Source organism: Streptomyces sp. NPDC051555 (assembly GCF_044454405.1).
GTDB lineage: Bacteria > Actinomycetota > Actinomycetes > Streptomycetales > Streptomycetaceae > Streptomyces.
Genome location: NZ_JBITDP010000027.1, coordinates 1 through 22,415 on the forward strand (window position 1 = coordinate 1; position 22,415 = coordinate 22,415).

Consider the following 22,415-nt stretch of genomic DNA (forward strand, 5'->3'; position numbering starts at 1 on the left):
GCCGTCCTCGTCCTCATGCTCTTCGACGACGACGCACGCCCCCAGCTCCTGTGGTCGGGCGGTGCGGCCCTCGCCGTCCTCCTCGTCGCGGGGGCACGCGAACTGCGAGCCGCCCGCTCCTGATGGCACGGTCGCGGGTGGATGATCACTTCGGGTGAAGAGGCCGTCCACATCGTGGACGGGGAACGTCCGATAAACGGACGGTAGGCAAACTGGTGCACCTCACCCCGTCCACCCGCACACCGGACAGGCACACCTACATGAGCCAGCGCACCGCCACGCCGCCCGAGCAGCAAGAGGACCGGACGCCCGGGGATCCCGCCGGATCCCCCCTCGGCAACGGCCTCAAGCAGCGACACCTCTCGATGATCGCCCTCGGCGGAGTCATCGGAGCCGGCCTCTTCGTGGGCTCCGGGGCGGGGATCGCCGCCGCCGGGCCCTCGATCGTGCTCGCCTACGCGGTGTCCGGACTGCTCGTGATGTTCGTGATGCGGATGCTCGGCGAGATGTCCGCCGCGAACCCCGCCTCCGGCTCCTTCTCGGTGCACGCCGAGCGCGCGATCGGCCCGTGGGCCGGTTTCACCGCCGGCTGGATGTTCTGGATCCTGCTGTGCGTCGGCGTGGCCATCGAGGCCATCGGCGCGGCGCACATCGTGACGGGCTGGCTCCCGGGCACCCCCTCGTGGATGTGGGTGCTGATCTTCATGGCGGTGTTCTGCGGCTCCAACCTGGGCGCCGTCGCGAACTTCGGCGAGTTCGAGTTCTGGTTCTCGGCGCTCAAGATCGGCGCCATCGCGCTCTTCCTGGGCCTGGGCGTGCTCGCCGTCCTCGGCGTCCTGCCCGGCACCTCCTCCCCCGGCACCGCGAACCTGCTGCACGACGGCGGCCTGCTGCCCAACGGGGTGGACGGACTGCTCGTCGGCCTGCTGGCCTCGGTCGTCGCCTACGGCGGCCTGGAGACGGTGACCATCGCCGCCGCGGAGTCCGAGGACCCGGTCCGGGGCGTCGCCAAGGCCGTGAAGACCACCATGTGGCGGATCGCGATCGTCTACGTCGGCTCGATGCTGGTGATCGTGACGCTGCTGCCGTGGAACGACCCGGCCGTCACCGAGGACGGCCCGTACGCCGCCACCCTGGACCACCTGGGCATCCCCGCCGCCGGCCAGGTCATGAACGTGGTCATCCTGATCGCGCTGCTGTCCGCGATGAACGCCAACATCTACGGCTCCTCCCGCATGGCCTACTCCCTGGTCTCCCGCGGCCAGGGGCCCAAGGCACTGGGCAAGCTCACCCACCGGGTGCCGCGCCGCGCGGTCCTCGCCTCCTCCGGCTTCGGCTTCGTCACCGTGCTGCTGTCCTACTGGTACCCGGAGACCCTGTTCGCCTGGCTGCTGAACATGGTCGGCGGAGTGATCCTGATCGTCTGGGGCTTCATCGCCGTCTCCCAGTTCGTGCTGCGCCGGCGCATGGAGCGCGAGGATCCGCGCAAGCTCGTCGTGCGGATGTGGGGCTTCCCCTACCTGACCTGGGTGGCCCTGGCCGGGGTGGCCGGGGTGCTGGTCCTGATGGCCGTGGGCGAGGACACCCGGGTCCAGGTCCTGTTCACCGGCGGACTCACGGTCGCGCTCGCGCTCACCGGATACGTCCGCCAGCGCGCGGCGGCGGCCCGCGCGGCCGGGTGACGACCCCTCACACCATCCCTCCGAGGCCGGGTCCATGCGTTCGCGTGGACCCGGCCTCCGGCGTACCGGAGGCCCCGACAAGCCAGGTAACCCTTAGCTGCCTGCGGAAATAGATGCTGCTAGCGTGCAGTTGCGCAAGTGTTGCAATAAGAAGACTGAGGGGACCGGATATCCGCATGGCCATCTACACGCTTCCTGAGCTGCCCTACGACTACGCGGCGCTGGAGCCGGTGATCAACCCGCAGATCATCGAGCTGCACCACGACAAGCACCACGCCGCCTACGTCACGGGCGCCAACACCACGCTGGAGCAGCTGGCCGAGGCGCGCGACAAGGAGAACTGGGGCGCGCTGAACGGCCTGGAGAAGAACCTCGCGTTCCACCTCTCCGGCCACATCCTGCACAGCATCTACTGGCACAACATGGCCAACCCGAAGACGGACGAGGGCGGCGGCGTCCCGGACGAGAAGGACGGCCTCGGCGACCTCGCGGACGCCATCGCCGAGTCCTTCGGATCGTTCGAGAAGTTCCGCAAGCAGCTCACCTTCGCGTCCTCCGCGACGCAGGGCTCCGGCTGGGGCGTGCTCGCGTACGAGCCCGTCAGCGGCCGCCTGATCGTCGAGCAGATCTACGACCACCAGGGCAACGTGGGCGCGGCCTCGGTGCCGATCCTGGTCTTCGACGCCTGGGAGCACGCCTTCTACCTTCAGTACAAGAACCAGAAGGTGGACTTCATCGAGGCCATGTGGAAGGTCGTCAACTGGCAGGACGTGGCCAAGCGCTTCGCCGACGCCAAGGCGAACACCCCGCTGCTGATCCCGGCCAAGGGCTGATCAGCCACTGAGCCGTCCGCCTCGTGATCGTCTTCTCAACCTTCACTTGCGGACGTTTCCACCGGAGGGCCCTCGCGAGGACATGACTCGCGGGGGCCTTCCGCGTACCCCGGACCCACCGCGTCCGCCGGACCCGCCACGTCCACCAGCCCGTCCACCTCGCCGACCGCCGTGAACTCGTGCGCCAGGCCCGTCTCGTGGAGCCGGGCGAAGGGCGTGAAGGGGATGCCGAACTCCGACTCGCCGTGGTCGAAGTTCCAGCTCTTGTGGATCTGGAAGCGGTAGTCGCTCACCACCGACCCGTCCCCGTGCACCCGGACCGTGCCGCTGATCCGGTACTCGGCCCCGCGCAGCGCCAGCCACCAGTCCGCGCTGCCGCGCCGGGTGATGAGCACCCCGCGCCAGCCGCTGTCCGCCGCGTACGCCCCCGGCTCGCCCACGGCCCTGGCGTCCGCGCGCCACTGCGCGAGCTGCCGGTCGACCTCCGCCCGTACGACGGGCACGGCGAGCAGCGCCCGCGCGTCGACCCGGTACGGGCGCCCCGCGCCCCGCAGGTAGTGGCGCAGGGTGCCCGCGGCGTGCCGGACCCCGAGCGCGGTCCACAGCGGGGGCACGGCGAGCGCGGCGGCGCGCAGCACCCGGTCGCGCGGGCGGGCCGGGAGGCTGCCGTGGGGCGCGTTCCCGTTCGGCTGCCGCGGGTCCGCCCGGCCTCCGTCGCGGCCCAGCACCACCGCGCCCGTACCCGGCCGCCCGGTCTGCCCAGTCCCCATAACGGGACGGTAAGGGAGGAACCGGGCGGCTGCTACTCGGCCGTCCGGTCAGCCGAAGTTCGGGCCGACCGTACGGGTCCGCTTGATCTCGAAGAAGCCGGGCGTGGAGGCCACCAGCAGGGTGCCGTCCCACAGCCGGGCCGCGGCCTCGCCGCGCGGGGCCGGGGTGACGACCGGGCCGAAGAAGGCCACGTCCTCGCCGTCGACTCCGGGCACCGAGATGACCGGCGTGCCGACCTCCTGGCCGACCCGCTCTATGCCGTTGTTGTGCGAGGCGCGCAGGATCTCGTCGAACTCGTCCGAGTCGGCGTACTCGATCAGCTCGGCCGGCAGGCCGACGTCGGCGAGGGCGGCGGCTATGGTCTCGCGGCCCGCTCCCTGGTCCTCGTTGTGGAAGCGGGTGCCCAGCGCCGTGTACAGCTTGCCGGTGACCTCGCTGCCGTGCTTCTGCTGGGCCGCGACGACCACGCGGACCGGCTCCAGACCCTTGGGGCCGAGCAGGTCGCGGTAGCGCTCGGGCAGCTCGTCGAGCTTGTTCTCGTTCAGCACGGCGAGGCTCATGACGTGCCAGCGCACCTCGATGTCGCGGACCTTCTCGACCTCCAGCATCCAGCGGGAGGTCATCCAGGCCCAGGGGCAGAGCGGGTCGAACCAGAAGTCGACCGGGGTCTTCTCGGGCACCTGGGTGTCGGGCATGACTCTCCTCGTGACGGCGGTCCTCGGGGACACGGCTGGGGACGGATCGGGGGGCGCACCCGGGGGCGCGCTCACCGTCGCAACCGCCCGACGGCCGAACGCATTCCCCGTGGGAGGATTCGAACCGAAAACGTGAACACGTGAACACGCACGAAGGAGTGCCCGTGTCCGGTGAAAACCTGTCCCGCGACGAGGCCCGTGAGCGGGCCGAGCTGCTGTCCGTCCAGGGGTACGAGGTCGTCCTCGACCTGCGGTCCGCCGTGGACGAGAGCGAACCGGCCGAGGGGCCACGGACCTTCCGCTCGGTGACGACGCTCCGCTTCCGCTCCGCGGTACCCGGCGCCGCCACCTTCGCGGACCTGATCGCCCCCTCGGTGAACGCGGTCACGCTCAACGGCGCCGCCCTCGACGTGGCCGCCGTCTTCGACGGCTCGCGGATCGCGCTGGCGGACCTGGCCAGCGAGAACGTGCTGGTCGTGGACGCGAACTGCGCCTACAGCCGGACCGGTGAGGGCATGCACCGCTTCGTCGACCCGGAGGACGGCGAGGTCTACCTCTACACCCAGTACGAGCCGGCCGACGCCCGGCGGGTGTACGCGAACTTCGAACAGCCCGATCTGAAGGCCCCCTACCGCTTCGAGGTGACGGCGCCCGAGGGCTGGCAGGTCTGGAGCAACGGCGCGGAGGAGTCCCGCGAGGGCGACACCCGCCGCTTCGCCGAGACCGCGCCGATCTCGACGTACATCACCTGCGTGGTCGCGGGTCCCTACCACTACGTCACGGACACCTACACGCGCGGGGACCTGACGATCCCGCTCGGTGCGATGTGCCGCAAGGGGCTGGCCAAGCACTTCGACGCGGACGACGTCTTCCTGGTCACCAAGCAGGGCTTCGACTTCTTCCACGAGCACTTCGACTTCCCGTACCCCTTCGGCAAGTACGACCAGGCCTTCGTGCCGGAGTACAACCTGGGCGCCATGGAGAACCCGGGGATGGTCACCTTCCGCGAGGAGTACATCTTCCGCGGGAAGGTCACCCGGGCCTCCTACGAGCGGCGCGCGAACGTCATCCTGCACGAGATGGCGCACATGTGGTTCGGCGACCTGGTCACCATGAAGTGGTGGGACGACCTGTGGCTGAAGGAGTCCTTCGCGGACTTCATGGGCACCTTCTCGATGGTCGAGGCGACCCGCTTCGACAACGGCTGGGTCACCTTCGCCAACAACCGCAAGGCCTGGGCCTACCGGGCCGACCAGCTGCCGTCCACGCACCCGATCACGGCCGACATCCGTGACCTGGAGGACGCGAAGCTCAACTTCGACGGCATCACGTACGCCAAGGGCGCGGCCGTGCTCAAGCAGCTCGTCGCCTACGTCGGCCGGGACGCCTTCCTCGAAGGCGCGCGCCGCTACTTCAAGGCCAACGCCTACGGCAACACCACCCTCGACGACCTGCTGACGGTGCTGGCCGAGGTCTCCGGCCGGGACATGGCGCAGTGGTCGCGGGCCTGGCTCCAGACCGCCGGCGTGAACGCGCTGACCCCGCTGGTGACCTACGACGCGGCCGGACGGATCACCGAGCTCTCCGTGCTCCAGGAGGGCGACGAACTGCGCCCGCACCGGGTGGCGATCGGCCTCTACCGGCTGCAGGACAGCACGCTGGTCCGCTACGCGCGCACCGAGGCCGACGTCGCGGGCGCCCGCACGGTGATCGCCGAGCTGGCGGGTGCCGAGCGGCCCGACCTGATCCTGGTCAACGACGACGACCTGACCTACTGCAAGATCCGCTTCGACGAGGGCTCGCTCGCCACGCTGCGCGCGCACCTCGGCGACCTGACCGACCCGCTGGCGCGGGCGATGTGCTGGTCGGCGCTGTGGAACCTGACGCGCGACGCGCTGATGCCCGCGCGGGACTTCCTCGCGCTGGTCCTCGCCCACGCGGGCCGCGAGACGGACGTCGGCGTGCTCCAGATGCTGCACGCGCAGGCGCAGAGCGCGGTCACCCACTACGGCGCGCCGGAGTGGCGCGAGCAGGGCGGCCGGGTGCTGGCGGCCTGCGCGCTGCAGGAGCTGCGGCTGGCCGAGCCGGGTTCGGAGCACCAGCTGACCTGGGCCCGCTTCTTCGCGGCCGGTGCGACGACCGAGGGCGACTACCAGCTGCTGCTGGGGCTGCTCGACGGCAGCGCGCGGATCGACGGGCTGGAGGTGGACCAGGAGCTGCGCTGGGACTTCCTGCTGCCGCTGAGCGCGCACGGCGCGGTGGACGAGGGCGTGCTCGCCGCCGAACTGACCCGCGACGACACGGCCTCGGGCCGGCGGCACCAGGTGCGGTGCCTGGCGGCGCGGCCGTCGGAGGCCGTCAAGGCGCAGGCGTGGGCCGTGGTGGTGGAGTCGGACGCCCTGTCGAACGCGCTGGTCGAGGCGACGATCTCGGGCATGCAGCAGTCCTCGCAGCGGGAGCTGCTCGCGCCGTACGCGCAGCGGTACTTCGACGCGATCGAGCGGGTCTGGAGCGAGCGTTCGATCCAGATCGGCATGGACGTCGTCCGCGGGCTGTTCCCCGCGCTCCAGGACACGGACGCGACGCTGGCCATCGCGGACGCGTGGCTGGCGGAGCGGGCCGACGCGGCGCCGGCGCTGCGTCGACTGGTGCTGGAAGCGCGTGACGACCTGGCCCGTGCGCTGCGTGGGCAGCGGTGTGACGCGGCGGCCCAGGCCTGACCCCGCGCCTCACCCGCCGGCGAGGCTGATCACCAGCCTCGCCGGCACCATCCGGCTCCGCACGATCCGGCCGGGCACGATCCGGCCCCGCGCAATCCAGCCCCGCCGGCGTTTGAGGCGCCGCCGGAGGCAACGCCCGACCCCGGGCGCGGCTCAAAGACGCCCTCAAACGTCGGGCGGGCTGGGGGGCGGGCGTCGCTCCAAGACGCCCTCAAACGCCGGGCAGGCTGGATTTGCCCGGCAGGCTGGGTTCCCCTGGTGGGCTGGGGTTGCCCCGGTGGGCAGGATTCGGCGGGGGCCCTATCGACAGTCGAACGCCCGTACTTTAGCCCTGGCTTGTCCCGATTTGTCGACGAACGTGTAACAGCGGTTAGCGGGGCGGCTGGATGCGGAATCCCCGGCTCATGAACCACAACACGCCCCTCCCCCTCCGGCACCTCACCGGCACCCGCCCCCGCGTCCTGACCCTCGCCGAACTCCGCGAGCACGGCGTCACCGCCTCGGACGCCGCCGGCCGGCCCTGGCAGCAGATCCTGCCCGGGGTGTTCCTGCTCCACTCGGGGCCCGCGACCAGCGAGGAGCGGCTGCACGCGGCGCTGCTGTACGCGGGCCGCCGCGGCGGCGAGGTCATGATCACGGGGCTCGCGGCGCTCGCGCTCTACCGGTTCACCTCCGCGCCCACCCTGCTCGCCCTGCCCCAGCTCGACGTACTGGTCCCCGGCACCCGCAGGCTCCGCTCCACCGGCTGCGTCCGGGTGGTCCGTTCGCACACCCCGCCGCGCCCGCAGGAGGTCACCGGACTCCCGGTGGCTCCGGTCGCCCGCGCCGTGGCCGACGCCGTCGCGCAGCTCTCGGACGCCCAGACCGTACGGCGCCTGCTGAGCGAGGCGGTCCGCGGCGGGCACTGCGAACCGGCAGCGCTGGTAAGGGAGTTGACGGTGGCCCGACTGCTGAACCGCCCGCACGTGGTGGACGCGGTCGAGTCGTTGCTGGCGGAGGGGCGGTCCATCGCCGAGGACCGGCTGTACGACCTGGTGCGCCTGTACGGCCTGCCCGAGCCGCTGTGGAACGTGGACCTGCGCGTCCCCGGCGGCCCTCACCTGGGCGGGGTGGACGCCTACTGGCCCGACCAGGCCGTCGCGGTGGAGCTGGACACCCGGGCCCCGCGCCAGGGCGAGGACGAGCAGTGGTCGGAGTGCGCGCGCAAGCGGGACGCCCTGGAGCGGCTCGGGGTGACCGTCCTGCACATCACCCCGCGCAAGCTGCGCGACCACGCCGAGCAGCAGGCGGCGGTCGTCCGGACCGCACTGACGGCCTCGGCCGACCGCGAGCCCGCCGCCTACCTCGTCGTGCTCCCCCGGTGACCCCCCTGCGGCGCGGGGCCGACCCCCGTGGCGGTCCCGGCGTCGACGGGAGGGTTGGCCGGGGAGTACTCCGGCCCGCTCCAGCGCAGCCGGCCCGGGTGGCGGCTCTCGATCACCGAGGTCACGGTGAAGCGGACGGTCCGGGAGCCGTCGGCCGTGTACTCGGTCCGGGCCCGGCCGCTGAGCTGGAGCAGCGCCCCGCTCTCCCAGTGCGGGAAGAGCAGCCCGGCCCGCGGGTCGGTGACGAGGTTGCCCAGGGTCAGGAACATGGCGTTGCCGGGATAGTCCGGCCAGGACAGCTCGCCGGGCGCGTCCACCCGGACGAAACCGGGATGGCCGCCGCGGTGACTGGCCTCGACCCCGCCCTCGGCGGTGGTCGCCACGAAGAAGGTGTCGGCGGACCGGACCCACGCCTGCTGGTCGGGGGTGAGCGCTCCCCCGCGCCGCTCGACCCCGCCCCCCTCCGGCACGAGCTCCAACGGCTGCCGCTTCTGGAGGTACTTGGGGCAGTTGGAGAAGACCTGCTCCGCCTCGACGCTGAACCGGCCCGCCACCCGCGCCCCCGCGTCCACGACCCCGTTGAGCCGCATCCGGCGCCGGGTCCGCGGGTCGAGGGCGATGGTGCCCACGGCGGTCCCGGGGATCGCGAGCACCCCGGCGAGCGGATCGCCCTCGGGGACCCCGCCGCTCACCGTGATCCGGTGCGGCCCGGTGGCCCGTACGAAGCCGGGCGGGCCGGTGAGCTGCGAAGCCCACAGCAGGCCCGCGGCGTCCGCGGCCCCGACCACCAGGAAGGGCTGCTGCTCCAGGAAGACGGCCGCGACCTCGCGGATGCCACTGCCCACGGCGCGCCCGACGTGCTCGGCGGCCTCCCGGACACCCACGCGCCGCTGCACATCCAGGGAACCTCGGCGGTACGTCACGCCCGTACCCCTTTCTAGAAGAAACCGCAGGTGGGAGCGCCCGTTACGGGCGCCGGAGCGTCCTCGACACCGGCCGGGACGGAGATCTCCAGCCGGGTGCCGTCGGGGTCGTGGAAGAAGATCCCGCCGGAGGCCGCGCCCTCGCGGTGGGGGACGACCCCCTCGTAGGCGAAGTCGACGCCGAGCCCGCGCAGCCGCTCCTCGTACGCCCGCACCTCCTCGATCGTGTCCGCCGACAGGGCCAGGTGGTGCAGTCCGGCGGCGGCCGGGGCGAAGGGGCCGCTCGCCTGCTCCCAGAGCGTGAGGACGAGTGCGCCGTCCTGGCCGAGGAAGGCGTAGCGGCGGTCCGCCTCCTTGCCTTCGCCGAGCAGCTCGAAACCGAGCGCGTCCCGGTAGAAGCCGAGCGAGCGGTCGAGATCGGTGACGTTCAGGCCGATGTGGCCGGTGCGCAGCGCGCTGATGGCGGTCGTCGTCATGGTGGCCGGTTCCTTCCCAGTGGCTAACCTTCTACATCAAAGTTAAAGGTTATAGGCCGCACAGTCAACCGGTCACGTATCCTTGAGGGGTTAGTCCGACCTTCGAGGGGCCACAGGAGCAGGCATGACGACGACGGATCCGCGGCCGCTGACCGGGGAACCGATCGCCCTGGACCTGCTGAACACCCGCTGGATGCGGGACGGGGTGCTCACCGACCTCTTCGCCGGGGCCGGCGACGCCGGGCTGACCCGGGTGGAGGGGGTGGCCCTCTGGCTGCGCTCCACCGGGCTCGATGACCGCTTCCGGGCCGACCCGCCGACCCTGATCCACCTGCTGACCGCGCGCGAGGCACTGGCCCGCGCGGTCGCGGACCCCGCCGACGCGGGGGCCCGCGCGCTGGTCGACGCGGTGCTCGAACACGGCCGGATCCGTGCCACGCTGACCTCCGAAGGGCCGGGCGAGCGGGCCGAGTTCGCCGACCCGGCCTGGGGCCCGGCCTGGACGGCCGCCCGCGGCTACCTCGACCTGCTGACCGCCGCGCCCGACCGGATCCGCACGTGCGCCTCGGAGAGCTGCGTCCTGCGCTTCTACGACACCTCGCGCAACGGCACCCGGCGCTGGTGCTCGATGACCGCCTGCGGGAACCGGGCGAAGGCCTCCCGCCATTACGCGCGCACGCGCGAGCGCTAGAGGCCGCGAATCTGTCACACCCGGAGTGCACCCCGGCGCGGTCCATGCGCTGACATCCGGTCAGCGAGTCTACAAATCTCCTCTTCAGCACCCTCGGTTGGTGCGGGTCTGCCCGCTTAAGGCCCCAGTGGCGCATACCCCGCGGTGGCGAATATCCGCCATGACAGGTCACGGTCAATGACAACCCTCCCCAAACAGCTGTCACTTGCGCCAAGCTGACCGGTCATCCGGCACCGAAATCCGGACCGTTTCTTTCACTTATCCAGGGATGCTGATGACCCTCGAATCCCCCGGCTCCATATCCGGCACGCGACGCGTCGCACGCGTCGCGGCCGCCGCGGGCCTGGTGGCCGCCCTCGCGGCCACCGGCGCGGTGCCCGTGTTCGCTGCGGGTGGCACCGTCGACCCGGCCGCTTCCGCCGCGGTCAAGTCCGCAGACCAGAAGCTCGGTTCCGCCGACGCCGAACTGCTCCAGCAGGCGCAGGCCAAGGGCGAGAAGACCGTCACCGTGATGGTGGCGACCGCCCCCGGCGAGACCAAGCAGGTGGCCCAGCAGCTGGACGCCGTACAGGGCGCCTCGGTGGGCCAGACGTACGACAAGCTCGGCTACGTGCGCGCCACGCTGCCGACCGACAAGGCGGACGCGGCCCTCAAGGCCGCCGCCAAGCTGTCGACCGTGCACGGCATCGACCTGCGTCACGAGATCTCGCTGCCGGACCCGCGTCCCGACGCCAAGCAGGAGAACGCGCCTGCGAAGAAGACGGCCTCCGAGACCTACCCCGGGCCCGACAAGAACACCCCCGCGAAGAACCCGTACAACCCGTCCTTCGAGACGGGCGCGGTCGACTTCGTGCAGCAGAACCCGCAGGCCGACGGCCGCGGCGTGACCATCGGCATCCTGGACTCCGGCGTCGACCTCGGTCACCCCGCGCTCCAGAAGACCACCACCGGCGAGCGCAAGATCGTCGACTGGGTGACGGCGACCGACCCGATCGCGGACAACGACGCGACCTGGCGCCCGCAGATCACCCCGGTGACCTCGACCGGCGGCTCCTTCACCGCGGGCGGCCAGAGCTGGAAGGCCCCCGAGGGCTCGTTCCAGTGGAGCCGCTTCAGCGAGTCCATCACCGCCACCGGTGACATGAAGGGCGACGTCAACCGCGACGGCGACACCACCGACAAGTTCGGCATGCTGTACGACCCGGTGGCCGGCACCGTCCGCGTCGACACCGACCAGGACGGCGACTTCACCAACAACGAGCCGATGAAGCCGTACAAGGACGGCTACCAGATCGGCTACTTCGGCACGGACAACCCGGCGACCGACGTCGCCGAGCGGATCCCGTTCACCATCGAGATCCGCAAGGACGTCCCGATGGACCCGTACGGCGGGGACTGGGTCGGCAAGAAGGCCGACTTCGTCAACATCGGCATCATCGAGTCCGAGCACGGCACCCACGTCGCGGGCATCACCGCGGCGAACAGCCTGTTCGGCGGCAAGATGAACGGTGAGGCCCCCGGCGCGAAGATCGTCTCCTCGCGCGCCTGCTCCTGGACCGGCGGCTGCACCAACATCGCGCTGACCGAGGGCATGATCGACCTCGTCGTCAACCGCCACGTGGACATCGTCAACATGTCCATCGGCGGCCTGCCGGCGCTGAACGACGGCAACAACGCGCGTTCCGAGCTGTACACCCGCCTGATCGACACCTACGGCGTCCAGCTCGTCATCTCGGCGGGCAACGAGGGCCCGGGCGTCAACACCATCGGTGACCCCGGCCTCGCCGACAAGGTCATCAGCGTCGGCGCCGCGGTCTCCAAGGAGACCTGGGCCGCCAACTACGGCTCCGGCGTGACCAAGAAGTACGCGCTCTTCCCGTTCTCCTCGCGCGGTCCGCGCGAGGACGGCGGCCTGACGCCGACCATCACCGCCCCCGGCGCCGCGATCAACACCACCCAGACCTGGCTGCCCGGCTCCCCGGTCAAGGAGGCCGGCTACACCCTGCCGGCCGGTTACTCGATGCTCCAGGGCACCTCGATGTCCTCGCCGCAGGCGACGGGCGCCAGCGCCCTGCTGATCTCGGCCGCCAAGCAGAACAACGTCGCGCTGACCCCGTCGAGCCTGCGCATCGCGCTCACCAGCACCGCGAAGAAGATCGACGGGGCCTCCGCGCACGAGCAGGGCGCCGGCCTGATCGACATCGGTGGCGCGTGGGAGTCCATCCAGCGCGGCCCGAAGGCCAATGACTTCGCCGTCAAGGCCCCGGTCGACACCGCGATCGACCAGTTCCTGAAGACCCCGGGCTTCGGCACCGGCCTCTACGACCGCGAGGGCGGCCTGAAGGTCGGCCAGAAGAAGGTCTACAACGTCGTCGTCACCCGTACCACCGGCGTCAAGTACGGCACCCGCCACGACCTGACCTGGCGCAACAACGACGGCACCTTCAAGGTGGTCGGCGGCTACGACTACGTCACCCTGCCGCTGAACAAGCCCGTCACGATCAAGGTCGAGGCCAACCCGAAGACGGCGGGCGCGCACAGCGGCATCCTGCAGCTGGACGACGCCACCACCGAGGGCATCGACAAGCAGATCATGACGACCGTCGTCGCGGCGACCCCGCTGGCGAAGCCGTCCTTCGGCCTCTCGGACACCTCGTCCGTGCAGCGCAACAGCAACAAGTCGTACTTCGTCACCGTGCCGCAGGGCGCCAAGACCCTTGAGGTCGCGCTCGGTGGTCTCGCGGCGGGCAGCCAGACGCGCTTCATCTCGATCCACCCGTACGGCGTGGGCGTCGAGGACAGCGCGACGACGCAGTGCTACCCGAACTACGACAACCCGGCCAACACCTGCCGCCCCGACCTTCGTTCGTACGCCAACCCGACGCCCGGCGTCTGGGAGATCGAGGTCGAGGCGCGCCGCACGTCGCCGCTGCTCGACAACCCGTTCAAGCTGGACGTCAGCGTCCTGGGCGCGGGCTTCGACCCGGCGGTCAAGGTGCTCCCCGAGGTCAAGCAGGGCACCGCGGCTCCGGTCCAGTGGACCGTCAAGAACGACGGCGCGGCCATCACCGGCGGCAAGCTCCAGGGCGGCCAGCTCGGGTCCGCGAAGGTCGCCAAGCCGACCATCAAGGCCGGCGAGGTGCAGACCTCGACCGTCACCATCGGTGCGGGCGTCTCGCGTCTGGACATCGCCATCGGCGGCGTCTCCGACACCGCCGCCGACCTGGACCTCGAAGTCCAGCTGAACGGTGTCAAGGTCGGCTCCTCCGCCGACGGCGACTCCGAGGAGGCCGTGAGCCTGGCCAACCCGGCCGCCGGCACCTACACGATCATCGTCACCGGCTACGCGGTGCCGTCCGGCACCACCACGTACGACTACCGTGACGTGTTCTTCTCCTCCGCCCTGGGCTCCGTCCAGGTCGACGAGGCCGCCAAGGTGAACCTCGCCAACGGTGCCTCGACGAGCGTCTCGGCGAACGTCCTGGTCAACAGCGCGGCCCCCGAGGGCCGTCAGTTCTTCGGCCAGGTCCAGCTGCTCAACGGCCGCGGCACCGCCGCCGGCACCGGCAGCGTGCAGATCGAGAAGGTCCTCCCGTAACGGTCGACCTGATCACGGCATGACGGAGGGGCGGTGCTCTATGAGCACCGCCCCTCCCCCCGTTCCCCCGTTCCCCCGTTCCCCCCTTCTCGCGCGGCTACTTGCCGATCGAGCTCAGGTCCTGGGCGTAGGTGCCCACCGCGTACGCGATGACGTCCAGGTTGGTGTCGAACGCCTTGAGGTCGAGGTTCTTCAGGGTGTCGCCGGCCCCGTGGTAGTTGGGGTCGTACGGGGCCCCCGCCTTCCCGCCGTACCGCTTGGCCTGCTCGGCGGTCTTGATGCCCTCGGCGCCGGTGAAGGTGCCGCCCGCCGGGATGCCGTTCGCGATGAACGGGCCGTAGTCGGAGCGGCCGTCGAAGTCACTGCCCTCGTGCGGCTTCTTCTTCTTGTCGAGGAAGCCGTTGATCAGCGCCTCGATCTGCGCCGATCCGGCCGGACCGGCGCCCTCGCCGACCTTGTCCGAGTCGTCGCCGTCGTAGACGAACTGGACCGGGTTCGGCGAGGCGATCATGTCGAAGTTCAGGTAGAGCGCGATGTCCTTCTTCTGCTTCTCGGACAGCTGGGCCACGTAGTGCTCCGAGCCCAGCAGGCCCAGCTCCTCCGCCGACCACCAGGCGAAGCGGACCTTGTTCGCGGGTCCCTTGCCCTTCTTGTTGGCGCCCTCGTCGGCCAGCTTGAGGGCGACCTCCAGCAGACCGGCCGAGCCGGAGCCGTTGTCGTTGATGCCCGGGCCCTCGGGGACCGAGTCCAGGTGGGAGCCGAGCGCGACCACCTTGTCGGCGCGGCCGCCGCGGGTCTCGGCGATCACGTTGCGCGTGGTCTTCTTCACGTGCTCCTGGTCGAGGTCCAGGCGCACCGACACCTCGCCCTTGGCGGCGGCCGCGGTCAGCGCCTCGCCGTCGGCGAGGGTGATGCCCGCGCTCGGGATGACGCCCTCGGTGGGCGAGGAGAAGCCGCCGCGGACCGGGGTGGTCCCGCTGTGGTTGTAGACGATGACCCCGATCGCACCGGCCGCGGCGGCCGCCTTCTGCTTCTCCACGAAGGTGCAGCTGCCCCGCTTGACCAGGGCGATCTTCCCGGCGAAGGCCCCGGCGGGGTAGTCGGCCGCGTCGCAGCCGGGGGTCTCGTCGACCCGGGCGAGGGCCAGCGGGGCGACCAGGCCGCCCGCCGGGGTGGACTTGGTGAAGGTGAAGGCGGCGGTGGCCAGCTCGCGGGTGTCCGCGCCGAGGACGGTGGTCCGCTCCGTCCTGGTGTGCGCCTCGAAGATGTCGAAGTCCTGGTAGGAGACCTGGTACCCGGCCTTCTTCAGGGTGTCGTGGACGTAGGCGGCGGAGGCCGCGTGCCCCGGCGAGCCCGCGGCCCGGTTGCCGCCGTTGGCGTCGGCGATCTGCTGGAACTTCGCCAGGTGGCGGTAGGCCCCGCGGGCGGTGACCTCCTCGACCAGCTCCTTGGCGAGCTTCCCGTCGCGCGCGGGGGCGGCGGTGGCCGGGCTGGCGGTCAGCAGCAGCGGAGCGGCGACGGCGACGGCCGCGAGGGCGGCGAGCGCCGGTATGGACCGACGGTTGCGGTGGGCGCGCACGGGGGTTCCTCCCGGGTGTGGGGCGATGGTTCGCCCTATGGACGGCCGTGTCCGCATATCGGTCACGACAGTCCGGACCGTAGTCACCCGGGAACCGGCAAAACGGACGTTCGGCGGCTGTGCAACACGGCCGCCACATACTCGTCACGGGGGTACACGATCCGGACACCGTCCGTTCCTCGGACAATGGATTGGACAAGGCTCGTGGGGTCGAACGCATGATGGCTTCACGCGCGCCCGCGTCGTACGTACCAAGAGGAGTCACCGTGAGGGTCGGAATCGTCGGAGCCACCGGACAGGTCGGCGGAGTCATGCGCGGCATCCTCGCCGAGCGGAAGTTCCCGATGGACGAGCTGCGGCTGTTCGCCTCGGCCCGCTCCGCGGGCACCGTCCTGGAGTGGGAGGGCCGGCAGATCACCATCGAGGACGCCTCCACGGCCGACTACTCCGGCCTGGACATCGTGCTCTTCTCGGCGGGCGGCGCCACCTCCCGCGCGCTGGCCGAGAAGGTCGCCTCGCAGGGCGCCGTCGTGATCGACAACTCCTCCGCCTGGCGCGGCGACCCCGAGGTCCCCCTGGTCGTCTCCGAGGTCAACCCGCAGGCGATCAAGGACCGCCCCAAGGGCATCATCGCGAACCCGAACTGCACCACCATGGCCGCGATGCCGGTGCTGCGCCCCCTGCACGACGAGGCCGGCCTGACCGCGCTGGTCGCCACCACCTACCAGGCCGTCTCCGGCTCGGGCCTGGCGGGCGTCGCCGAGCTCAAGGGCCAGGCCTGCGCGGTCGCCGAGGCCGCCGACCAGCTGACCTTCGACGGCGGCGCCGTGGACTTCCCCGAGCCGGCCGTCTACAAGCGCCCGATCGCCTACAACGTCGTACCGCTCGCGGGCAACCTGGTCGACGACGGCTCCTTCGAGACCGACGAGGAGCAGAAGCTCCGCAACGAGTCCCGCAAGATCCTGGGCATCCCGGAGCTGAAGGTCTCCGGCACCTGCGTGCGCGTCCCCGTCTTCTCGGGCCACTCGCTCCAGGTCAACGCCCGCTTCGCCGCTCCGATCAGCGTCGAGCGCGCCTACGAGCTGCTGGGCGCCGCCCCGGGCGTCGAGCTGTCCGAGATCCCGACCCCGCTCCAGGCGGCGGGCAAGGACGCCTCGTACGTCGGCCGCATCCGCGTGGACGAGACGGTCGACAACGGCCTCGCGCTCTTCCTCTCCAACGACAACCTCCGCAAGGGCGCCGCGCTGAACGCGGTCCAGATCGCGGAGCTGGTGGCCGAGGAACTGCGCGGCTGATCCCGCACGCAGCGCGAGGGGCGGCGCCGCACCGGCGCCGCCCCTCAAGCGCGTACGGAGCCGGTGACACACCCGGCGATTTCGCCCATGGATTACTCCGACGCGGTGACGCGGCCCGCATGGAAGGATGGCCGGGCAACGTCACCATCGAAGGAGATGCCGCGTGCCTGGCACGAATCTGACCCGCGAAGAAGCCCAGCAGCGCGCGAAGCTGCTGACCATCGACTCGTACGAGATCGATCTCGACCTCAGCGGTGCGCAGGAGGGCGGCACCTTCCGGTCCGCGACCACCGTGCGCTTCGAGGCCTCCGAGGCGGGCGCGGAGTCCTTCATCGACCTGGTCGCGCCGTCCGTCCGCGAGATCGTGCTGAACGGCACCGCGCTGGACGCGGCCGCCGTGTTCCAGGGTTCCAGGATCGCGCTCCCGGGCCTGCTGGCCGGCTCCAACGAGCTGCGCGTCGTCGCCGACTGCGCCTACACCAACACCGGTGAGGGCCTGCACCGCTTCGTCGACCCGGTCGACGAGCAGGCCTACCTGTACACCCAGTTCGAGGTGCCGGACGCCCGCCGCGTCTTCGCGAGCTTCGAGCAGCCCGACCTGAAGGCGGCGTTCCAGTTCACCGTGACGGCCCCCGAGGGCTGGACCGTGATCTCGAACTCCCCGACGCCGGAGGCCGCCGACGTCAAGGACAACGTCTGGCGCTTCGAGCCGACCCCGCGGATCTCCACCTACATCACCGCGCTGATCGTCGGCCCGTACCACGCGGTCCACAGCAGCCACGAGGGCGCCGACGGCCAGTCCGTCCCGCTCGGCATCTACTGCCGGCCCTCGCTCGCCGAGTTCCTCGACGCGGACGCGATCTTCGACGTGACCCGGCAGGGCTTCACCTGGTTCCAGGAGAAGTTCGCCTACGACTACCCCTTCGCGAAGTACGACCAGCTCTTCGTGCCGGAGTTCAACGCGGGCGCGATGGAGAACGCGGGCGCGGTCACCATCCGTGACCAGTACGTCTTCCGCTCGAAGGTGACCGACGCGGCGTACGAGCTGCGCGCCGAGACCATCCTGCACGAGCTGGCGCACATGTGGTTCGGCGACCTGGTCACCATGGAGTGGTGGAACGACCTGTGGCTGAACGAGTCGTTCGCGACCTACACCTCGATCGCCTGCCAGGCCTACGCCGAGGACTCGAAGTGGCCGCACGCCTGGACGTCCTTCGCCAACTCCATGAAGACCTGGGCGTACCGGCAGGACCAGCTGCCCTCGACGCACCCGATCATGGCCGACATCCGTGACCTGGACGACGTGCTCGTCAACTTCGACGGGATCACCTACGCCAAGGGCGCCTCGGTGCTCAAGCAGCTCGTCGCCTACGTCGGCATGGAGCCGTTCTTCAAGGGCGTCCAGGCCTACTTCAAGGCCCACGCCTTCGGCAACACCCGCCTGTCCGACCTGCTCGGCGCGCTGGAGGAGACCTCCGGCCGCGACCTGAGCACCTGGTCGAAGGCGTGGCTGGAGACGGCCGGCATCAACATCCTGCGCCCGGCGATCGAGACCGACGCGAACGGCGTCATCACCTCCTTCGCCGTCCGCCAGGAGGCCCCGGCGCTGCCCGCCGGCGCCAAGGGCGAGCCGGTCCTGCGTCCGCACCGGATCGCGATCGGCTTCTACTCGATCGACCGGGAGAGCGGGCGGCTGCTGCGCGAGCGGCGCGTCGAGCTGGACGTGACCGCCGCCGAGCTGACGGACGTACCGGAGCTCGTCGGTCTCCAGCGCCCCGACGTCGTCCTGCTCAACGACGACGACCTGTCCTACGCCAAGGTCCGCCTCGACGAGCTCTCGCTCGCCACGGTCACCGCGCACCTGGGCGACTTCCAGGAGTCGCTGCCGCGCGCGCTGTGCTGGGCCTCGGCCTGGGACATGACGCGCGACGGCGAACTGGCCGCGCGCGACTACCTCGCCCTCGTCCTGTCGGGCATCGGCAAGGAGTCGGACATCGGCGTGGTGCAGTCGCTGCACCGCCAGGTGAAGCTGGCCGTCGACCTGTACGCCGACCCGGCCTGGCGCGAGAGCGGCCTGGCGACCTGGACCGAGGCCACGCTGGAGCACCTGCGCGCGGCCCCGGCCGGCAGCGACCACCAGCTCGCCTGGGCCCGCGCCTTCGCGGCGACGGCCCGCACCGAGGGGCAGCTGACCTTCCTGGCGGCGCTGCTGAACGGGCAGGCCGAGATCGACGGCCTCGTGGTCGACACCGAGCTGCGCTGGGCGTTCCTGGGGCGGCTGGTCGCGACCGGCGTGCTCGGCGAGGCGGCGATCGCGGCGGAGCTGGAGCGGGACAAGACCGCGGCGGGCGAGCGCCACGCGGCGACCGCGCGCGCCGCGCGGCCGACCGCCGAGGCGAAGGCCGAGGCGTGGGCCTCGGTGGTGGAGTCCGGCGACCTGCCGAACGCCGTGCAGGAGGCCGTGATCGGCGGCTTCGTGCAGACCGACCAGCGCGAGCTGCTGGCGCCGTACGCGGAGAAGTACTTCGCGGCGGTCAAGGGCGTGTGGGACTCCCGCAGCCACGAGATCGCGCAGCAGATCGCGGTGGGCCTGTACCCGGCGCTCCTCGTCTCCCAGGAGACGCTGGACGCGACGGACGCGTGGCTGTCGGCGGCCGAGCCGAACGCTGCGCTGCGGCGTCTGGTGTCGGAGTCCCGCTCCGGCGTCGAGCGAGCCCTCCGCGCCCAGTCGGCAGACGCGGCGTCCTGACCCACGCCCTCAAACGCCGGGCGGGCTATGTGTAGCCCCGCCGGCGTTTGAGGCGCGGGCCCGCCTGCCCGATTGCCCTCAAACGCCGGGCGGGCTGTATACAGCCCCGCCGGGCTGATCAAGCCCCGCCGGCGTTTGAGGCGAGCGGGGTGGCTAGGGGGCCGCTTCGCGGAGGGCCGTCAGGACGCGGGCCACCGCGGGCGCGGCCTCGGCCCCCCGCCGCAGCGCGGCGATCACGTGCCGCGCGGGCCGATCCGCCTCAAGCACCCGCACCGCGACCTCGTACGCCCGCCCCGCCACCGCCATCCGCGGCACCAGCGCCACCCCCATCCCCGCCTCCACCATGGCCAGGATCGCCGTCCACCCGGCGGCCGAGTGCGCCTGCTCCGGGACGAAGCCCGCCGCCTCGCACGCGGTGCGGGTGATCTCCGACCAGGGACCACTGCCCCCGAAGATCCACCGTTCCCCGGACAGGTCCGCGAGCCGCAGCCCCGCCACCCCGGCCAGCCGGTGGTCCGCCGGGAGCGCCACGTCCAGCGGGTCCGCGAAGAGCGGGATCCGGGTGAACCGCGGGTCGCGGGCGGTCGGCGCGTGGGCCGCCAGGGACAGCGCCAGGTCCACCGACCCGGCGGAGAGCAGCTCGTACGCCTCCGCGGCCTCCGCCTCCCGCACCCGCACCTCGATCCCCGGATGACTGCGGCGCAGCGCGGCGACGGCCGGGACCACGAGCGCGGGGACGGCGGTGGAGAAGGCGCCCACCCGGACCTCGCCCGCCTCACCGGCCAGGTAGCCGGCCAACTCCGCGTCGGCCCGTTCCAGCTGGGCGAAGACCGCCTCGGTGTGCCGCAGGACCAGGTGCGCGGCGTCGGTGAGCCGGACCCGGCGCCCCTGCGCCTCCAGCAGTCCCACCCCGAGCTGTTTGGCGAGGTTGGTCAGCTGCTGCGAAACGGCCGAGGGCGTCATGTTCAGCGCCTCGGCCGTCGCGGTCACGGTCCCGCGTTCGGCGAGGGTCCGCAGGATCCGCAGCTTCTTGATGTCCCAGTCGTGCATGGGACCGAACCTACCGGCGGGCACCCAGGGTCACACCGCCCAGGATCAGCGCCATGCACAGCAGCTCGGTCGGGCTGGTCCGTTCGCCGATGAGGAGGAAGCCGAGGACGGCGACGCAGACCGGCTGGAGGTAGTAGACGACGCCCGCGCGGGCCGCGCCGATCAGCGAGACGGCCTTGTTCCAGGCGAAGAAGGCGACGGCGGAGGAGAAGACCCCGACGTAGAGCAGCGGGCCGACCGTACCGGGTGCGACCTCGAAGCCGCCCTGCACGTGGACCGAGACCGCGTAGAGCGGGGCGAGCATCAGGGCGCCGAGGACGAAGGTGGTCAGCAGGAAGGCGGGGCCGCCGATCTCGGCGGGCTTGCGGCGCAGCAGCGCGCTGTAGGAGGCGAAGGACAGGGCGGCGGCGAACATCCACAGGTCGCCGGCGGCGAAGTCGAAGCCCGGTGAGCCGTGGCCGACGAGGAGCAGCACGCCGAAGGCGGCGAGCAGCATGCCGCCGGTGCGGCGCGGGCCCAGCTTCTCGCCACCGAGGCGGGAGTAGACGGCCATGATGACCGGCGAGGCCGCCATGATCATGCCCATGGTGCCGGCGGGGGTGGTGAGCCCGGCCTGGTGGACCAGGGTGTTGTACATCGCTATGCCGAGCAGCGAGGCGAGCGCGATGTAGCCGAAGTGGCGGCGGATCAGGGCCCGCTGCCGCCAGGCCTGCCGGGTGGCGAAGGGGGCGACGGCGAGGATCGCGATGATCCAGCGCCAGAAGACGGCCTGGACGGGCGGGACGGAGTCCGCCATGTCCCGGGTGGCGACGAAGCTGCCGGACCAGACGACCGTGGCGATCAGGGCGAGGAGCACGCCGAGCCCGGCGACGCCCTTCTTCCCGCTGCCCTGCTGTGCCTTCGAAGCGGTACGGACGCGGTCCATGACGGCCACTGTGTGTCTCCCCCTGGGATCTGGTGCGGGTGGTTTCCGGTGCTACCGTCGCACCTGCCCATTGACCAGGTCCATCGAAATGTTTCGATCGTTCTGTTCAGCAATCGTGAACGGTTCGAGCGGGGCGCGGGTACGGGCCTTGCGGGTGCGGGCGGGCAGCTGGCCCACGAGCGTCGCCGCGAAGGCGATCGCCATCCCGGCCACCTGGACCGGGGAGAGCGCCTGACCCAGCGCGGCCCAGCCGATGGCGGCGGCGGTGAGCGGCGAGAGCGGGCCGAGCAGGGTCACGGAGGTCGCGGTGAGCCGGCCGATCCCGCGGAACCAGAGCCAGTACGCGATCCCCGTGTTGATCAGCATCATGTAGCCGTAGCCGAGGAAGGCCTTGCCGTCGAGGGCGGGCGGGGCCCCCTCGACCAGGGCGGCGACGGGCAGGAGCAACAGCCCGCCCGCGGTCAGCTGCCAGCCCGTCAGGGCCAGCGGGCCCACGCCCTCGGGACGACCCCAGCGCTTGGTCATGACCGTTCCGGCCGCCATCGAGGCGGCGGAGGCGATGCCGGCGAGTACGCCGACCAGGTCGAGCGCGGCCCCGGCCTTGAGCACGACCATGCTGACCCCGAAGGCCCCCACGATCGCGGCGAGCAGTGACTTCGTACTGGCCTTCTCGCCCAGCAGCGGCCCGGCGAGCCCGATGACCGCGAGCGGGCCGAGCGAGCCGAGGACGGCGGCGACCCCGCCCGGCAGCCGGTAGGCGGCGAGGAACAGCAGCGGGAAGAAGGCGCCGATGTTCAGGGCGCCCAGCACCAAGGACTTCCACCACCAGGCGCCCTTGGGCAGGATCCGGGCGACGGCTATGAGCATCAACCCGGCGGGCAGGGCCCGCATCACCCCCGTGAAGAGGGGCCGGTCGGGGGGCAGCAGCTCGGTGGCGACGGCGTAGGTGGAACCCCAGGAGATCGGGGCGAGGGCGGTCAGGGCGACGGTGGCGAGGCGCTTCATGGCGGTACTCCTCGAACGGGATGCGGGATGCGGGACAGGGGTGACGAAGAAGGGGTGGC

16 protein-coding genes are annotated in these 22,415 nt (G+C 71.5%); 8 read left to right on the plus strand and 8 right to left on the minus strand.

Annotated elements, in window-relative coordinates; all coding sequences use genetic code 11:
- Positions 1-260 precede the first annotated feature (260 nt).
- The gene (locus ACIBEA_RS36300; protein ID WP_399267477.1) at positions 261-1,682 is read left to right on the plus strand and encodes an amino acid permease; all 1,422 of its coding nucleotides are present in this window, start codon (positions 261-263) and stop codon (positions 1,680-1,682) included.
- Between the two features lie 176 nt (positions 1,683-1,858).
- On the plus strand, positions 1,859-2,515 hold the full coding sequence (locus ACIBEA_RS36305; RefSeq protein ID WP_399267478.1) for a superoxide dismutase: 657 nt from the start codon (positions 1,859-1,861) through the stop codon (positions 2,513-2,515).
- 35 nt (positions 2,516-2,550) lie between these two features.
- Here the strand turns inward: ACIBEA_RS36305 and ACIBEA_RS36310 are convergent, their stop codons facing one another.
- The gene (locus ACIBEA_RS36310; protein WP_399267479.1) at positions 2,551-3,285 is read right to left on the minus strand and encodes a hypothetical protein; all 735 of its coding nucleotides are present in this window, start codon (positions 3,283-3,285) and stop codon (positions 2,551-2,553) included.
- A 48-nt stretch (positions 3,286-3,333) separates the two neighbouring features.
- The gene (locus ACIBEA_RS36315) at positions 3,334-3,981 is read right to left on the minus strand and encodes a DsbA family protein (protein ID WP_399267480.1); all 648 of its coding nucleotides are present in this window, start codon (positions 3,979-3,981) and stop codon (positions 3,334-3,336) included.
- Between the two features lie 164 nt (positions 3,982-4,145).
- Between ACIBEA_RS36315 and pepN (ACIBEA_RS36320) the strand changes: the two genes are divergently transcribed.
- Positions 4,146-6,701, plus strand: coding sequence for an aminopeptidase N (gene pepN / locus ACIBEA_RS36320; RefSeq protein ID WP_399267481.1), 2,556 nt, complete (start codon positions 4,146-4,148; stop codon positions 6,699-6,701).
- Between the two features lie 404 nt (positions 6,702-7,105).
- Positions 7,106-8,065, plus strand: a complete 960-nt coding sequence (locus ACIBEA_RS36325) for a hypothetical protein (RefSeq protein ID WP_399267482.1) — start codon at positions 7,106-7,108, stop codon at positions 8,063-8,065.
- Here the strand turns inward: ACIBEA_RS36325 and ACIBEA_RS36330 are convergent.
- Positions 8,041-8,988, minus strand: coding sequence for a pyridoxamine 5'-phosphate oxidase family protein (locus ACIBEA_RS36330; RefSeq protein WP_399267483.1), 948 nt, complete (start codon positions 8,986-8,988; stop codon positions 8,041-8,043). The genes ACIBEA_RS36325 and ACIBEA_RS36330 overlap by 25 nt on opposite strands.
- A gap of 14 nt (positions 8,989-9,002) precedes the next feature.
- Positions 9,003-9,464, minus strand: a complete 462-nt coding sequence (locus ACIBEA_RS36335; RefSeq protein ID WP_399267484.1) for a VOC family protein — start codon at positions 9,462-9,464, stop codon at positions 9,003-9,005.
- A gap of 124 nt (positions 9,465-9,588) precedes the next feature.
- Between ACIBEA_RS36335 and ACIBEA_RS36340 the strand changes: the two genes are divergently transcribed.
- Together ACIBEA_RS36340 and ACIBEA_RS36345 are read left to right on the plus strand one after the other, a co-directional pair.
- Complete coding sequence (locus ACIBEA_RS36340; protein WP_399267485.1) at positions 9,589-10,155, plus strand: CGNR zinc finger domain-containing protein; 567 nt, start codon at positions 9,589-9,591, stop codon at positions 10,153-10,155.
- 274 nt (positions 10,156-10,429) lie between these two features.
- Positions 10,430-13,753 (plus strand): S8 family serine peptidase, encoded by a 3,324-nt coding sequence (locus tag ACIBEA_RS36345; RefSeq protein ID WP_399267486.1) that lies wholly within the window; start codon positions 10,430-10,432, stop codon positions 13,751-13,753.
- 97 nt (positions 13,754-13,850) lie between these two features.
- Here ACIBEA_RS36345 and ACIBEA_RS36350 read toward each other — a convergent pair whose 3' ends face one another.
- Positions 13,851-15,332, minus strand: a complete 1,482-nt coding sequence (locus tag ACIBEA_RS36350; RefSeq protein ID WP_399267487.1) for a M28 family metallopeptidase — start codon at positions 15,330-15,332, stop codon at positions 13,851-13,853.
- A gap of 266 nt (positions 15,333-15,598) precedes the next feature.
- On the opposite strand from ACIBEA_RS36350, the gene ACIBEA_RS36355 reads away from it, so the two are divergent.
- Both ACIBEA_RS36355 and pepN (ACIBEA_RS36360) read left to right on the plus strand, forming a co-directional pair.
- Positions 15,599-16,627: an aspartate-semialdehyde dehydrogenase gene (locus tag ACIBEA_RS36355; protein ID WP_399267488.1), complete on the plus strand. Its 1,029-nt coding sequence runs from the start codon at positions 15,599-15,601 to the stop codon at positions 16,625-16,627.
- 163 nt (positions 16,628-16,790) lie between these two features.
- Positions 16,791-19,376 carry an aminopeptidase N gene (gene pepN / locus ACIBEA_RS36360; RefSeq protein WP_399267489.1) on the plus strand — a complete coding sequence of 862 codons (2,586 nt, stop codon included), beginning with the start codon at positions 16,791-16,793 and terminating at the stop codon, positions 19,374-19,376.
- Between the two features lie 153 nt (positions 19,377-19,529).
- Here pepN (ACIBEA_RS36360) and ACIBEA_RS36365 read toward each other — a convergent pair whose 3' ends face one another.
- From ACIBEA_RS36365 to ACIBEA_RS36375, 3 genes are read right to left on the minus strand one after another with little or no spacing between them, the layout of a single operon-like run.
- The gene (locus ACIBEA_RS36365; protein WP_399267490.1) at positions 19,530-20,426 is read right to left on the minus strand and encodes a LysR family transcriptional regulator; all 897 of its coding nucleotides are present in this window, start codon (positions 20,424-20,426) and stop codon (positions 19,530-19,532) included.
- Between the two features lie 10 nt (positions 20,427-20,436).
- Positions 20,437-21,360, minus strand: coding sequence for a DMT family transporter (locus ACIBEA_RS36370; RefSeq protein ID WP_399267491.1), 924 nt, complete (start codon positions 21,358-21,360; stop codon positions 20,437-20,439).
- 42 nt (positions 21,361-21,402) lie between these two features.
- On the minus strand, positions 21,403-22,356 hold the full coding sequence (locus tag ACIBEA_RS36375) for an EamA family transporter (protein ID WP_399267492.1): 954 nt from the start codon (positions 22,354-22,356) through the stop codon (positions 21,403-21,405).
- Positions 22,357-22,415: the final 59 nt, after the last annotated feature.